Origin of the sequence: Aeromonas sp. 55A (assembly GCF_051919665.1) — a bacterium.
In the GTDB taxonomy this organism is placed as follows: domain Bacteria; phylum Pseudomonadota; class Gammaproteobacteria; order Enterobacterales; family Aeromonadaceae; genus Aeromonas; species Aeromonas veronii.
Genome location: NZ_JBQBEH010000001.1, coordinates 213601 through 227749, shown reverse-complemented (window position 1 = coordinate 227749; position 14149 = coordinate 213601). Strand labels below are relative to the sequence as shown.

The 14149-nt window shown below is 51.8% G+C and carries 12 protein-coding genes; 5 read left to right on the top strand and 7 right to left on the bottom strand.

What is annotated here, in order from left to right; all coding sequences use genetic code 11:
* Positions 1–4: 4 nt before the first annotated feature.
* Positions 5–1093, bottom strand: coding sequence for a hypothetical protein (locus ACTG2G_RS01000; RefSeq protein WP_439985041.1), 1089 nt, complete (start codon positions 1091–1093; stop codon positions 5–7).
* A 332-nt stretch (positions 1094–1425) separates the two neighbouring features.
* On the opposite strand from ACTG2G_RS01000, the gene ACTG2G_RS00995 reads away from it, so the two are divergent.
* The 3 genes from ACTG2G_RS00995 to ACTG2G_RS00985 are packed head-to-tail and all read left to right on the top strand — an operon-like array spanning position 1426 to position 3210.
* Positions 1426–2088: a tyrosine-type recombinase/integrase gene (locus ACTG2G_RS00995; protein WP_439985040.1), complete on the top strand. Its 663-nt coding sequence runs from the start codon at positions 1426–1428 to the stop codon at positions 2086–2088.
* Positions 2089–2106: 18 nt separating this feature from the next.
* Complete coding sequence (locus ACTG2G_RS00990) at positions 2107–2793, top strand: hypothetical protein (protein ID WP_335855350.1); 687 nt, start codon at positions 2107–2109, stop codon at positions 2791–2793.
* Positions 2794–2826: 33 nt separating this feature from the next.
* Positions 2827–3210 carry a hypothetical protein gene (locus ACTG2G_RS00985; RefSeq protein WP_439985039.1) on the top strand — a complete coding sequence of 128 codons (384 nt, stop codon included), beginning with the start codon at positions 2827–2829 and terminating at the stop codon, positions 3208–3210.
* 116 nt (positions 3211–3326) lie between these two features.
* On the opposite strand, the gene ACTG2G_RS00980 is transcribed toward ACTG2G_RS00985, so the two are convergent.
* Positions 3327–3476, bottom strand: coding sequence for an IS1 family transposase (locus ACTG2G_RS00980; RefSeq protein ID WP_439985135.1), 150 nt, complete (start codon positions 3474–3476; stop codon positions 3327–3329).
* A 63-nt stretch (positions 3477–3539) separates the two neighbouring features.
* Positions 3540–3956: a helix-turn-helix domain-containing protein gene (locus ACTG2G_RS00975; protein ID WP_231720875.1), complete on the bottom strand. Its 417-nt coding sequence runs from the start codon at positions 3954–3956 to the stop codon at positions 3540–3542.
* Between the two features lie 279 nt (positions 3957–4235).
* Here ACTG2G_RS00975 and ACTG2G_RS00970 point away from each other — a divergent pair, with 279 nt between their 5' ends.
* On the top strand, positions 4236–5216 hold the full coding sequence (locus ACTG2G_RS00970) for an IS5-like element IS5 family transposase (RefSeq protein WP_232093577.1): 981 nt from the start codon (positions 4236–4238) through the stop codon (positions 5214–5216).
* 258 nt (positions 5217–5474) lie between these two features.
* Here the strand turns inward: ACTG2G_RS00970 and ACTG2G_RS00965 are convergent, their stop codons facing one another.
* The 4 genes from ACTG2G_RS00965 to ACTG2G_RS00950 are packed head-to-tail and all read right to left on the bottom strand — an operon-like array spanning position 5475 to position 11227.
* A complete protein-coding gene (locus tag ACTG2G_RS00965; protein WP_439985038.1) occupies positions 5475–5936 on the bottom strand; it encodes a hypothetical protein in 462 nt (153 codons plus the stop codon).
* Positions 5929–8385, bottom strand: a complete 2457-nt coding sequence (locus tag ACTG2G_RS00960) for a hypothetical protein (protein ID WP_439985036.1) — start codon at positions 8383–8385, stop codon at positions 5929–5931. Before ACTG2G_RS00960 ends, ACTG2G_RS00965 begins: the two co-directional genes overlap by 8 nt.
* Positions 8369–9913, bottom strand: coding sequence for a tyrosine-type recombinase/integrase (locus tag ACTG2G_RS00955; protein WP_439985034.1), 1545 nt, complete (start codon positions 9911–9913; stop codon positions 8369–8371). The genes ACTG2G_RS00960 and ACTG2G_RS00955 overlap by 17 nt, the downstream gene beginning before the upstream one ends.
* Before the next feature lie 3 nt (positions 9914–9916).
* Positions 9917–11227, bottom strand: coding sequence for a hypothetical protein (locus ACTG2G_RS00950; RefSeq protein WP_439985033.1), 1311 nt, complete (start codon positions 11225–11227; stop codon positions 9917–9919).
* Positions 11228–11477: 250 nt separating this feature from the next.
* Between ACTG2G_RS00950 and dnaX the strand changes: the two genes are divergently transcribed.
* Positions 11478–14057, top strand: a complete 2580-nt coding sequence (gene dnaX / locus ACTG2G_RS00945; RefSeq protein ID WP_429206056.1) for a DNA polymerase III subunit gamma/tau — start codon at positions 11478–11480, stop codon at positions 14055–14057.
* The last annotated feature ends 92 nt before the right edge of the window (positions 14058–14149 follow it).

The window sequence follows — 14149 nt, the reverse complement described above, 5'->3', positions numbered from 1 at the left end:
CACACTATTCAGTTAACATTATTTTCGCTTTAAGAAAAGTAAGTTTGATGTCATCAGTTTTGGAAAATTTGAACTTACCGTCAGTCAAAGCGTTAAATCTATTAAAATAATACTCGAGTAGTGGATCGTATCTACCACCGTGAACCCAAGTATAGAACTTGGCAAGTTCATAACGTAACTCTTTATCAAAGTCAGATCTTATTCTCAGTTCACTATCGTTTTCTAGATCAACGATGTTCATTTCTTGAAGATTTTTCTTAATTTCTTCAATCAGTGGTAGGAGGGATTCTTTATACTTATCAGCCAATGGTACAAGGTCTGCATCGGTTACTTTCGCTTCAAAAATCATAATCAGGTCGTTAATCTCCCCGTTATAGTAATCGTTATCCAATCGTTTCTCTGACTCAGTGCGAAGAACAAAAAGTTGCTCTAAAGGATCTGATTTAGTCTCAATTTTTTCTATTGAACGTTTGTGTTTATACTCAACAAACAGCGTTTCAATCCTATCAGAAATAACATCAAGATACTCATATCGAATTTTGAGAAACTCCAACAGTTCATTGATATTGAGGTTTAACGTTAAGTCTTCTTTACCCACATCTCGACTGTACAAATGAACACTCAAATCGCCAGTATTGAAAATACTTTGAAATGGCCAACTTGCGAAACGCTTTGAATTTTCTTGATTCAAATTTACGGGGTGAGCACCGAAACACGCCCTGATAGTTTTAAAATAATTATTATCATCTTCATCAGCGAACAGGCGATCTTTAAAACATTTCCTTTCACCATAAAACGGATCTTTCTTATCAGTCATAAACACTCGATGGAGTTGTTTGATTGACTCAAAAATGAGGTCTATTGAAGAGATCAGAGAGTAGACCTGCATACATTTACTATCTATGTTCTTGTCAAACTCAGGTGCATTTTCTAAGTGCCGAACACATACAGAGATCCAATCCATAGCAGAGCAAATGAGGTTAAAAAGATTCTTGCCACCTTTATCTTTGTAGATTTGATATACAAATCTAGAGTTTGAGTTAACTAAGTCTCGAAAGTCTTTTATTTTATCGCCACTAATAATGCTTCTCATTCGAAAACTCCCTTTCTAATTCACTGAAAATATTATAAAGAATGGCAAAGATGATAATGATAGCTCTCCAGTAATTCAACTTATTCATTGATTTAAAGTGTCGTGATACGCTGAATTTAGTCACTTAGTTATAGTTGAGTGATGACGACCTCTAGCCATTTGTATTACTAGACATTATCCGAAGAAAAATAGAAGAACTGATATGGGATGAAAATAAAGTCTCACCCTAACTTTCTGTGAACTGCTGGACATAATTGAGATAGGGGCCTTGATGGCTCCCTTTTTTTGCCTTACTCTCCATGTCTAGCTGTTTAAATCGGAATAAAACATAGATGCCAAAGGCAATTGTTGTTGAAGATGCCCAGCTTGCCCACACAGTGGCGGTCGCTCGGGCATCGAGCAAGGAGAACGGATCCCGCGATGCTGCCCTGCTCCTTTGCTTCTTTGGTACTGGCATGAAACCGACCGAGCTGTCGCAACTGTTGGTCAGCGATTACCTCTCCCCTGGCGGTGAGCCGCTGGCTGAGACAGTGGTGAGGGCCGAGATTGCTTTCAATGGCCGCCCCCGTCCGTTGTGCTGGGTGAATAAGAAGTTGATCAAAGCGGTGGATGAGCATTTGGCAGACCGGGTCAGGCGTGGTCATGGCATCACCGGCAAGGTGACAGCATACCGTGGGCTAGACCCCCGCAGTGCTTTGTTTGTTTCGGGCCGTAACGGCCAGCCGTTGAAGCTGACGAGGGTAGAGCGAGGTGGGCGGGTAAGCTATCGGGCTGACCAATTGACGGCACTGATAAGCCGCCTGTTTGCTCAGGCTGGTATTGAGGGGGCAACCTCTCAATCTGGCCGCCGCACCCTGGCTGTGAAGTTGAAGCGCCAAGGCATTGATGAGCGGCATATCGGAGAGATTTTGGGGATGACCAGCATCAAGGCAATCAAGATGCTTTGTGATACCGATCCGGTGCGACTGGGTGATCTGATCAGGCGAATTGTTTAACTAGATAGGGGAAAGTCTATGGCACGCAAAACACAAAGGAATACATTAACCGAAGATGAAATACGAATAATCAACGTGTTAAAAAATGATTTTGTCTCTAAAGGCAGGAGCTCAATAGACCTTAAAAATGGGTACGATGGTGTTCCAATAACTGATCTTTGTTCAGGCTCCTCTTTAGGTAATGTAGAATTTGATCTCGCCTTGGATAGCTTAGATAGAGATGGATTTATAAAATCAGGTCCTTTATGCGCCTTTGATAATGAGCCTGGTTCATCGGTTATTATTATTGGAATGTATTCAAAGAAAGAATATTATTATCTGACGGCTTATGGCTACCAAGCTAAAACACAACGTTCAAAGGAAAGATTGGTGCCTAAATCAACTCATCAGACAAATATTTTCAATGCGCCTTTACATGGGGTGCAAATTGCTTCCGGTACTTATTCTGAACAGAACATGACCGTTAATCAGGCAGAGTCTAGCCCAGCTATTGAGGCAATCATTCGTGCTTTGGAGTCGCAAGGGATCGTGATAAATGATGAGGTCCATGCGAACGTGAGTGAGGCGGTTGCTGCTGCTGAACGTGGAGATTCTTCTTCTATTAAAAAGGTATTGAATTGGTTTTCTAGTGTTGTATCTGAGTCAGCAAAATCATCTGTGGCTGATCTGATAAAACCAATATTGCTTGCTAGCTTAGACCTGTAAATTTGGCATGTAATATTGAGGGAAAGACGGACGATGGCTCAATCTAGTGGCGCTGAAATGTTGTTGATTCTCGGCGGAAGCGTTTTGATTACATTTATTGGGTGGGCGTTATCATCTACCAAGTCTACTTCAAAATCTGTTGATGCCGATGAAGCTTGGGCAAAGATGCCTGCCAGTGGCAAGTACACTCTGAATTTTTACCGGCAATCTGGGAATCATCATAGAACTGTCGAGGTTTATGGCAGCCGCAGTGACGTAGAATCAGAAATATTTAAGGTTTTCAAACGAGCTGGAATTGATGATCAGTATATGGTTTTCAGTCCAAGCAATGGCATTGATTACAGAAGGGCATACCACAACCACAGAGGGTCAAACGAAGGCAAGAAAGTGGGTGGTTGTCTGGTGACTCCGAGTTAGAGGAAAAAAACGGCTAGCAGGATGAAACTATATTTTCATCTTGAGGTGTCGATAGATACCCTCACACCAATACAAGGATGATGCTTTACCCCTGAATGGGAACTAAATGCCGCCGATTATGGCGGCGTTTTCCTATCTATAAGATGACGCTTTATTTTCATCCCACACGTGGGACAACGATAGCGAGTATGGCCGGTAGGGGGGGGGGCATGGCGGTATGCACGATTTGATTGACTGTGAGGGCTGTGAACGGTGATGGATGCCATGAAGCCATGAGCCTCAAAGGAGATCACCATACCAGCTCAACCGATCGGAGGCATCACCGCAAATCAAAAGAACAGTGCCGGTGACACTGCAAAGCGCTTGCTTAGCGTCTCAATATGTTTGCGTGTCAGTTTTTTACCCTCGGTTGCATTGAGTAGTTTGCGGACATTGGACTTGGATCCCAGCTCAGGCAGGTCAGCTACACCCAGTCGGTGTTGGCTCATCAAAGTCTTTAAGACAGCAATACCCGGCTCCACATATGCTAAAGCTTTGTTGAAGTCGGCGAACTCGTCAGCCCCGACTTCCCAGCGCTCGATACTGGTTGCAAGCAAATCGATCAATTGCTTATTAGTGTCATAGTCATCTACCAGCTCGCCCATCAGCTCAAGAGCTCTCTCATAATCGTCCGGATTATTGATGTGGGCGATGTAGGGCACTTGGGCCAATGCTTCTCTAATCTGAACCAGTGCAAGATTTAACATGGGAGTTATTCCTTGTTTCTCCGGTGCTCGCTATGAATGGCTACTATTTGGAGCTGGTGATTCTGTCAGGAATTAGAGTGTTGAACAAATAGTGAATAATCATGAGCCCCCCTACAATAGGAACTCTCAACACCCAATTTACAGTTGAGGGTTACGCAGTGCCAAATGGGGTCAGCAGTCCGCACCAGAGACTTGTTCGCACCTTCCCTAGGGAAGGTGCGAACAAGTCCCTGATATGAGATCATGTTTGTCATCTGGAGCCATGGAACAGGGTTCATCATGAGTCATCAGCTCACCTTCGCCGACAGTGAATTCAGCAGTAAGCGCCGTCAGACCAGAAAAGAGATTTTCTTGTCCCGCATGGAGCAGATTCTACCATGGCAAAACATGGTGGAAGTCATCGAGCCGTTTTACCCCAAGGCTGGTAATGGCCGGCGACCTTATCCGCTGGAAACCATGCTACGCATTCACTGCATGCAGCATTGGTACAACCTGAGCGATGGCGCGATGGAAGATGCTCTGTACGAAATCGCCTCCATGCGTCTGTTTGCCCGGTTATCCCTGGATAGCGCCTTGCCGGACCGCACCACCATCATGAATTTCCGCCACCTGCTGGAGCAGCATCAACTGGCCCGCCAATTGTTCAAGACCATCAATCGCTGGCTGGCCGAAGCAGGCGTCATGATGACCCAAGGCACCTTGGTCGATGCCACCATCATTGAGGCACCCAGCTCGACCAAGAACAAAGAGCAGCAACGCGATCCGGAGATGCATCAGACCAAGAAAGGCAATCAGTGGCACTTTGGCATGAAGGCCCACATTGGTGTCGATGCCAAGAGTGGCATGACCCACAGCCTAGTCACCACCGCGGCCAACGAGCATGACCTCAATCAGCTGGGTAATCTGCTGCATGGAGAGGAGCAATTTGTCTCAGCCGATGCCGGCTACCAAGGGGCGCCACAGCGCAAGGAGCTGGCCGAGGTGGATGTGGACTGGCTGATCGCCGAGCGCCCCGGCAAGGTAAGAACCTTGAAACAGCATCCACGCAAGAACAAAACGGCCATCAACATCGAATACATGAAAGCCAGCATCCGGGCCAAGGTGGAGCACCCATTTCGCATCATCAAGCGACAGTTCGGCTTCGTGAAAGCCAGATACAAGGGGTTGCTGAAAAACGATAACCAACTGGCGATGTTATTCACGCTGGCCAACCTGTTTCGGGCGGACCAAATGATACGTCAGTGGGAGAGATCTCACTAAAAACTGGGAATAACGCCTTAAATGGCGAAGAAACGGTCTAAATAGGCTGATTCAAGGCATTTACGGGAGAAAAAATCGGCTCAAACATGAAGAAATGAAATGACTGCGTCAGCCGAGAAGAATTTCCCCGCTTATTCGCACCTTCCCTAGGGTATTGGGTCACTACGGTCAGTCGCGGTATAAACGGTTTTTCTTCCACGGCATAAAACTGCCGTGGGCCATCCCATATATAACATGCGACATTTGACGCCCGCTTGCTCATTTCTGCGTCTCATAAAATGCATCAAGCAGCTTACGCAGGTCGATTTCCCTGCTTGTGGAATTCAGGAAGACATCCAATTTATCGACCTGCTGTGCTCTGACCATTTCCAGTTCTTCCCGAAGCGCCAGATTTTTTGCTTCCAATTCACCGATCTTCTTCTGAAGGACAGAACGCGCCGCCGTTTTGTATTTCGGTGCGGTGTCGTTGTGCATCCGGCGTTGAATGTTCTTGGCTTCACTAAACGCTTCGGCAATGAGCTTGCGTCCGTTCCATTCCTTCTGGCTGAGCATCTGCCGGTTGAATGCATGACCAAATTTTTTCTTCGAGTGAGTCATGATGTTTTCCCAGTTGACCGGTATCTGGGAATCCGGGAACAGTGAGACCATCCTGGCGATCTTTCGCGCCAGCTCCTCGGTCAGGATCTCCTTGCGCCCCAGCTTGCAGGCAGGTTCACTCATCTGTAGCGTCCTTGCTATCATCACATTCGTCGTTATCGTCATCGGGCACGCTCAGGGAGCGTTCATCTTTCAGACCCTGTGTTGTTGGGGCAAACTGCGGGTACTTCTCGATCATGGCAAGTCGTTCCTGCTCGATCTGCTCATGGCCCCCATAGGCATCCAGCGCCCGCTCCACACCGGGAGCGGCATGATGTGTCGGGTTGTGGTACTTCATCAAGGCACCATTGGTGTATGTCGAATTGTCCAGCTTCTCTACAAAGCCCGTTGCCACAAAAGCTTCATGGAGCATGTTCCTGAGAGCTGCGTCCTTGATCTCGTGCTTGATCTCGTGGAAACGCGTGATCAGCTCGTCCGTCATTTGCGTAGGGGTAAGTCCGCGTTCGACCAAGTGACAGACGTGCCAGGCCAGGGTTTCCTGGTCGTCAGCAATCTCGCGGTTATAAATGATCGCGGTCTGTTCCACGATGTTCAGAATGGCAGCATGCAACTCGTCTGCACGTGCCCTTGTCCGGTCATTGGTTGGTATGTGACCCTTGACCAGATGATTATTGTTGCAAGGCAGACAAGAGGTATAGGCCCGACAGGGTTTTTCGTGGTGTTGATGCGTGCAGAAGCCGTACCACGTAGGGTAAATAATGATGATCTGTTCGCCCGTTCTAGCGATGGGGCGGTCTTCGGTTGACGCCGATATGGCATCCATGGTCGTCCCGCTAATCCCGGCGTCGTGGACGGTCACAATATCGATCTTGGGCTTATGTTCGTCTTCCAGCTTACGGCAGGACGTCAACCCGCTCGAGAGTTCGGTCAGCTCTGCGGGTTCGGGCATGGTGCTCGCCGCAGCCTTGGTTTCCGCTGAACGAAAGTCGTAGTGCCAGAGCTGAGAAATGCTGAGCCGGTTGGCCCACTTGTTAACTAGCACGTTGGAGAGCTTTTCACCGTATTTCAGGGCCATTGTCGTCAGCCAGCGGCGTGGGTCATGGGTGTGGATTTCCGCGATCTGCGTGACTCCATTGACGGGCATCGTGATCTTGAGTTTCTCGAATAGGGTGGGCGTCAGATTCTTTCCCTGTTTGTCTCCTGTTGTTTGCTTCAATCGGAGTTTGAGGAGTTTGTATTTGGCCGCACCGGGAAGGTAGGGAGATGCATCATTATCGAAAAGGAACAGCATCTTCGCCAGATCTCCTTTGTAGTGATTTGAAGTCGTTACGGAGCGGCAACTCTCCAACTTCCAGCGAACCTTGGCCAGTAGAAGTGGCTCTATGTCGTCCCAGCGGACTGCGTCGACTTCTGCGTATGGGGTCGATATGCTGTTTCTAGTGATGGGATTCGGATTTGGTATTTTGAAGCGCCTGCTGCTTATTACTCTCATCAATTGCTCAGCCGAGCCCAATTTTTCATACTGATCCGAGAGGGTCATGATGTTTGAGAGTGTGCGAACCGTGAGGTTACTGCCGCGCAGATGCTCCAGCTCGGGAGGCAAGTAGAGTCGGCCGGGGTGCTGCTGGTACCACTGAACGAGCATTCGGGAACGCTCGCTATGCGCCAGGATTACCTTCTGGCAATAGTGGAAGAAATCGATCATGAAGTTGAGCACGGGCTTGGCGCTCCACTGCGCCCCCTTACTGCCCTTCATGGAAATGAGCAGCATCTGGTGCACTGCGTGTACCATATCTACGTCCTTGTTCGGCGCACGCCGAGCGTAGTCGTCTATGCTCACATAATCGTCAATGCTCAGGCACAAAATTTCATTGATGCGGGAGGGGGCGCACATTGTCAATCCCATCATTGCGAGAGCGACCTTATCACCGGCAGACAGGCGCTCGTCGTTGGCGAAAAGAGCGTTGAACGCCTCATTGAGCGCCTCGATCATCCGGTCGAGCGCTATAGCCTTGGCCTGTCTTGATCGCTTTTGGTTGGAATATTGCAGTGCCAATAACTCGGAGCGGGTTTCCGATTTCATCCTGTATCGTAGGTGCGGACAAATACCTTTATCTGCGAACGAGTCTAATATTCGACTAAGATAACAAAGCGATATCAGTATACTTTGGGCCGCAGTCGGATTGCTGCGGGCGCGCTGGAGTTCGGTTTCTTCGATGGATCGAAGAGCGGCGTAATCGAGGTCAAACAAACTGTTCTGAGGGGCCAACCGAAGCAGGCGACAACTAATAGCATGTGCTTGGAGGTGCCTAACCTTCTCCCCAAGTACAGTTTCAGCAAGATAGCAACGCAAAGCCACAACAAAGTCTGGGTGCTTGTCGGAAAAATCGACCAGAGACGCAGTGAAGGTAAAGTCGGACGCATCGTTGACAGTTATGCCTCTCAGTGGCCAGTGGTCGGCATCAAACAGGAGCGTGGGATACCGCTGTGCCATATGCTGACGGCAATCGGCTTGCCATTTCTTGAGTGCCAGCTCGCACTTGGAACGGTCAAGGTCAACGGGGTGGTTCATTGCTGGGCTCCTGCTGAGGGAGTGTATTTTGATACTGGTTGGCTGCCGCTACGACAAGCATTATGTAGCGGCGGGCCTGCTTGGACTGATTGGCAAGCTCCCGAAAGGGCAGGCCGCCGCCTTCATATTTGCGTATCTCTGACTCTATAAAACGGAGATTGATGCTGTGGTCTGCATCGAAGCAGGGGATGAAGCGGGGGCAGGAGTAACAGGCAAGTGGAGCGTACTGGCAGGCGTTTGTCTTGCCACATTCGCCTGTGAGTTCACGGCGTCCAGTTGCCAGTTCAATACTGTTGATGGCTTTTTCCGGAACCATCGGGTCGCCCTTCGAGCGAAATGCCGGGAAGTGAATGTCAAAGGCTGGTTCCATCGCGCCACTCAATGCGTCAGCCAGACCCTGAAAGGCAATATCGACGTAAATCTGGCTAGTGGAGCTGTTGGAGTGCTTGAGGACCGCCGCAATGGTCGTGGCCGAGCAGCCGGCTACGGCGAGCTGTGTACCGACCGTATGTCGCAGGCCATTGAGGTTGAAGCTGGTCGAGCCCTGTAATTTTCTGATCGGGTCTAAATAGCCGCTAATGAAACTGCTGTATTCTGTTTCGCCGAAGTGCGCTTGGGCGTGTCTTGCTAACCTGCGACCACATGAGTCAACTTGGCGTGCCGGAAAGAGGGCCAGCTTGCCGATGTCATCGTGGGCAAGGTGCCCCCAAGTCTTGATGACTTGGATGCGTTGTGCTTCGAGCAGTTCCCCTACGATGCTATCGAGCGAGTAGCTGATCTTTGTTAGTGTCTTAGTGCTGACGCGGGTTTTCATGGGGATGACCCACAGAAAGTATGTCTTTATCTGTGTTTCGGGATCAACGTCGATTTGTAGATCGGCCAGCTTAAGACGCCGATAGCTGGCCGGTCTGCAATACGCATAAAAGGCCAGATGGAGGAAGGCGAAACACCCGATGTCGATGGTGCCGTTCTCGTAGGCCTCTTCGCTTCGTCGTAGAATTTCGACTTGTGCTGCGCGCGAAAGCGCCTTAGCTAGAATGGTTGCTATTTTTTTACCGTGTAGGCCTTTGATATGTTTTTTCACCGGGAAATCCTCGGGGACGAGGTCATGGGCAAACAGTGGTGATTCGCGGTTTTCGGTGAACAGTTGCCGGATCGTTGAGAGATAATTAATGGGGACATCCTGTAGCATCGTTCGCAGGGTATGCAAAAAGGTACTGTCGATATGAGTGACTCGGGGAGTGCCCATCTGTCGTAACTGAACTTTATGCAATAGGCATTTGATGTTTATAATTTCAGATTTTACCGACACAAGCGTGATGCGCTTTCGGCGTGCCATCAGTGTGTTCTTTAATATCAGGAGGAAGTCGTCCTCGTAGCCCGCGCGTAGTTCGCTCAGGTCGAACGATACAGTCTGCGTTCGCTGATCGTTTTTCGGACCGCTGGTCTCGCTCATTGTCCATGCCAGTGGAACTGCATCATCCCATTCTGCAACCGTGTTGCCGATCACTTGGTGCATTATGGCCATGTATTAGTCCCTTCCTTTTGTTTGTGCATCAGCGATCAATTGACCGTAAAGCGCTTTCAGGTCCATGTCGGCTTGCTCGCTCAAGGCGCGTGCGGCATATCGCTGAGGTTGCGAGCTATGCAATGTCCAGCCGAATCGACTTTTCATCTTGTCCAGCGACCCAGAGTCAGTGCCTTTCAGTTCAATGAAGAGACTGGCAGCTGAATGACGTAAGATGTAAGCGTAAAAGCAGTAATGCTTCTCGTTCTTAAAATAGGGGTCGTTGCCAACATTCAGCATTCCTAGCCTAGCGATCCGCTTTCCGACCCGATTGAACATAGCGGTTAGCGTGGAGCGGTGTTTGATTGGTTCGCCCTTTTCATTCAAAAAGAGAAATGTGATGCTCCGATTTTTGAGATGCTTGCCAAGGACTGATTCGCGTTCTTTAAGAAGGTAGTCGGTGATTGCGGTGACGGTAAATGGCCATAGGGTGATCATAGTCTCGGAGGCGTAAGTCACCTTTTTGCTACTGGCCCCTTTCAGAGTAGGTGTACCAGTTGTCGGCCGACCAGGCCGTTTCTTTGTGTTGTCTTTGAGGACAAGATGACCACTGTTAGGGCAGAAGTCTTCACGCGTGAGGTTGCCAATGGCTCCGGGGCGTAAGCCTTCGCAGGCAAGCAGAAACATAGCCCTGTCCCGATAAAGGGTTGCCGAAGGTTTCCCCCCCTCCGTCAGAAACAGTGTCTCTGGCTCCAAGACGACGGCTCGGATAATTTGCAGGAAACGATGAGACGGAAGGCTCTGGATTGTCAGGTAATGGTTCTGTTTGGTACAAGCAACCTCACGCTTCAACTTTTCCTGCGTCTGGTCATAGGCAGTTATCAACTCACCACGTAAGGTGTTGGACTGGATGTGCGGGTCCAAAAACACTTCCCGATAAAACTTAAGGTAACAGGCGATATGATTAAGTCGCTTTGCGGCTGTGTTTGCTTCAAGTGCGCCACGCATGTCCTCAGGTGATGCGCTTGCTTTGGCGCTGGTTATTAACACGACCTGGTTATCGGATAGCCGCTCTATTTCGCTCAGAGGTCGGTAGCAAAGCCCGGCGAGTTGTTTGATCTCGTCGTAAGTCAGGCAGCGTTTCTCCAGCATGCGGACGGCCAACTCGATCCTGTGAGCCACAAAAAATCGTTGCAGAATGCGCAGTGATTGACTCACCAGCTCTCGAGTGTTTGGGTTGTCGAATTCATCGGTGAGAAACTTGCTGAACGGGTAATGAATCGTTCCATCGTTGTGTAGCAGAAGATAGTTCCTCTTGGCACTAAATTGGCGCATATATATAAGCAACGATTTATATCCAACGTGAAACCAAATCTTAGCTCAAATAAAAAAAGACAAGCGATTTCCACTTATCTTTTTGGGCTGCGTCAGCAGCTAAGGTTGTGGCATTTTGTTACACCAACCCTATAGTTTCACCATCTAAATCAAGCGATCCCTCCCGCTCTCACCGATAGCCGATACAGCCAGCCCGCCATTTGTGTTAGCATCCGGCCTCAATGCCCTGTCTTCCCTGCATGATGGATTTATGAGCTATCAGGTTCTGGCGCGTAAATGGCGCCCCCATACGTTTGAACAAGTGGTAGGCCAGCAACATGTGCTGACCGCCTTGACCAACGCCCTGGATCAGGGACGGCTGCATCACGCCTATCTGCTGAGCGGTACCCGTGGGGTCGGCAAGACCACCATCGCCCGTATTCTGGCCAAGAGCCTCAACTGCGAGCAGGGGATCAGCAGCCATCCGTGTGGCGTCTGTGATACCTGCCGCGAGATCGATCAGGGCAACTTTGTCGACCTGTTGGAGATTGACGCGGCGTCCCGCACCAAGGTGGAAGATACCCGCGAGCTGCTCGACAACGTGCAGTACCGCCCGGCCCGTGGTCGCTTCAAGGTCTATCTCATCGATGAAGTGCACATGTTGTCGCGTCACAGCTTCAACGCGCTGCTGAAAACCCTGGAAGAGCCGCCCCCCTATGTGAAGTTTCTGCTGGCCACCACGGATCCGCAGAAGCTGCCCATTACCATTCTCTCGCGCTGCCTGCAGTTTCATCTGAAGAGTCTGGATCAGACCCAGATCGCCAAGCAGCTCGAATGGGTGCTGGATCAGGAGGGGCAGCCCTTCGAGCCGCGCGCCCTGCTGGCCCTGGCCAAAGCCGCTGACGGCAGTATGCGCGATGCCCTGAGCCTCACCGATCAGGCGCTGGCCCACGGCAATGGTAGCGTGCGCCTCGACAGCGTGCTGGCGATGCTGGGCACGCTCGATCACCGCCATCTGCACCAGCTGCTGGAAGCCATTTTGCGGCAAGATGCCCCCGCGACCATGGCCAAAATCACCGAGATCGCCACCCTGGGCCCCGATTTTGATCAGCTCCACGCCGAGCTGGAAGGCTTGCTCCATCGCATTGCCATGGCGCAGCTGCTGCCTGCCAGCGTACAGGAGCAGGGGGCGGATGCCGATGCCCTGCTGCAACTGGCCAAGGCGATGAGCCCGGAAGAGGTGCAGCTCTGCTACCAGATCGTGCTGGGTGGCCGTAAAGATCTGCCCTGGGCCCCCGATGGCCGCACTGCGCTGGAGATGACCTGCCTGCGGATGCTCGCCTTCTCCCCAAGGCGCGATGCCCTGCATCCGGCCAGCCTCACCGCGCTGCCCCCGTCAATGACGAGCAGTGCCACGCCGGTAGCCTCCTTGCCGGGAAAGCGCCCGGCCGCTGAATCGGCCGCAGTGGCACCGATCAGCGGCGCCGTGCCTGCACCGCTAGCCAGCCCTGTTGCCACCAGTGCCGTGCCCGCGGTTGATGTCTCCCTGCCTGCGATGGTGGATGACACTGCTAATGCTGTTGACCGCGAAGAAGAGGCGCAAGCCGCCGAGCTGTTCAGCCAGCAGGATGAGCTGCTGCGTGAAGCCGCAGGCATGGGGTATCAACCAGAGCCCGCGTTGACCCTTGCGCAGCCCGATGTGTCTGCGCACTCAGCTGCACAGCCCGCAGATGCTGATGAACAAGCTTCTGCCGCAGCCTACGCGGACCATTCCCGTAGCGAGCCGCTGACTGCCCCCTTCGAGCCCGCGCTCGCAGCGACAGCAACGCCTGTTGCCGCTGCTGAACCGGTATCAGCGGTATCGAGCATGCAGAGTCTGCTTGGCAAGCGAAACATGCTGCGCAGTCGCCAGCGTGGTCAGGAAGCCCCAGCAGCGCGCGCGCCGCGCGCAGTACCGATTGCGCCAGATCGTCCTGTCGCGCCCGCTGTTGCTCCAGTCGTCACCCAGCAACCTGCTCCGGTCAGCCAACCGGCCGGGCAGGGGATGGCGACGATGGGTCACTATGATGATCTGCCGCCAGTGGATCTCTATGGCGACAGTTACGAGCCGCAGGTTGATAACGGCGATTACGAAGAGTACCTCAATCAGGGATTTGCCGAGCAGACTCAGGTGATGAGCCACGCTCCCGTCACGGCACCGGCCCAGCCAACCGATCTGCCACCTTGGGATCTCGACGGGCAGCCGAGCTATCGACCCGGCGAGCGTAGCGCCACGTCGCCTGCGGTGACGCCCGCCCCAGCGACCCTGCCGCTCGTTGCCCCCACGGCGGTGGCCGCTACCCCTGTGACGCAGGATGAGCCCGCTCAGCCGGTGATGGAGACCATCGACTGGGATGAGCTCGAAAGCGACAGCGAGCCGCAAGAGGGGGAGGCGACCCGCCTTATTCCCTCCTCGCTGCTCAATGGTTGCGGCGATGCTTGGGCCGAGTTGATCGCCCACACTCAGGTGGGTGGGCGGCTGCGTCAGCTCGCCATCAACTCGGTGATGACGCGAGAAGGGGACAAGGTACTGCTAACCCTCAAGCCCGAGCAGCGCCATCTGGTGAGCGACAAGGCGCGCGCCGATCTGGCCGAGATCATCGGGCCAGCGCTGGGTCAACCGGTGCAGGTCGAGGTGACGCTCGGTGTGGTGCCTGACCAGGAGACCCCCCTCGAGATCGAACACCGCCTCTATCTCGGGGTGCGCGATCAGGTGACCCGGGATCTGGAGCAGGATCCCAACGTGCAGTTTTTAGTTCAGCGGTTTGGTGCCGTGCTTCATCACGAGAGCATCGAGCCCCTCAACCGCTAAATTCCGTGGCCGGGAGCTTGCTTCCGGTTGAAAAGCAGTTTGGCTGTCCCCATCTAGGACAGACAAGCCCACAGCCCGGCGCTGGATGCCGG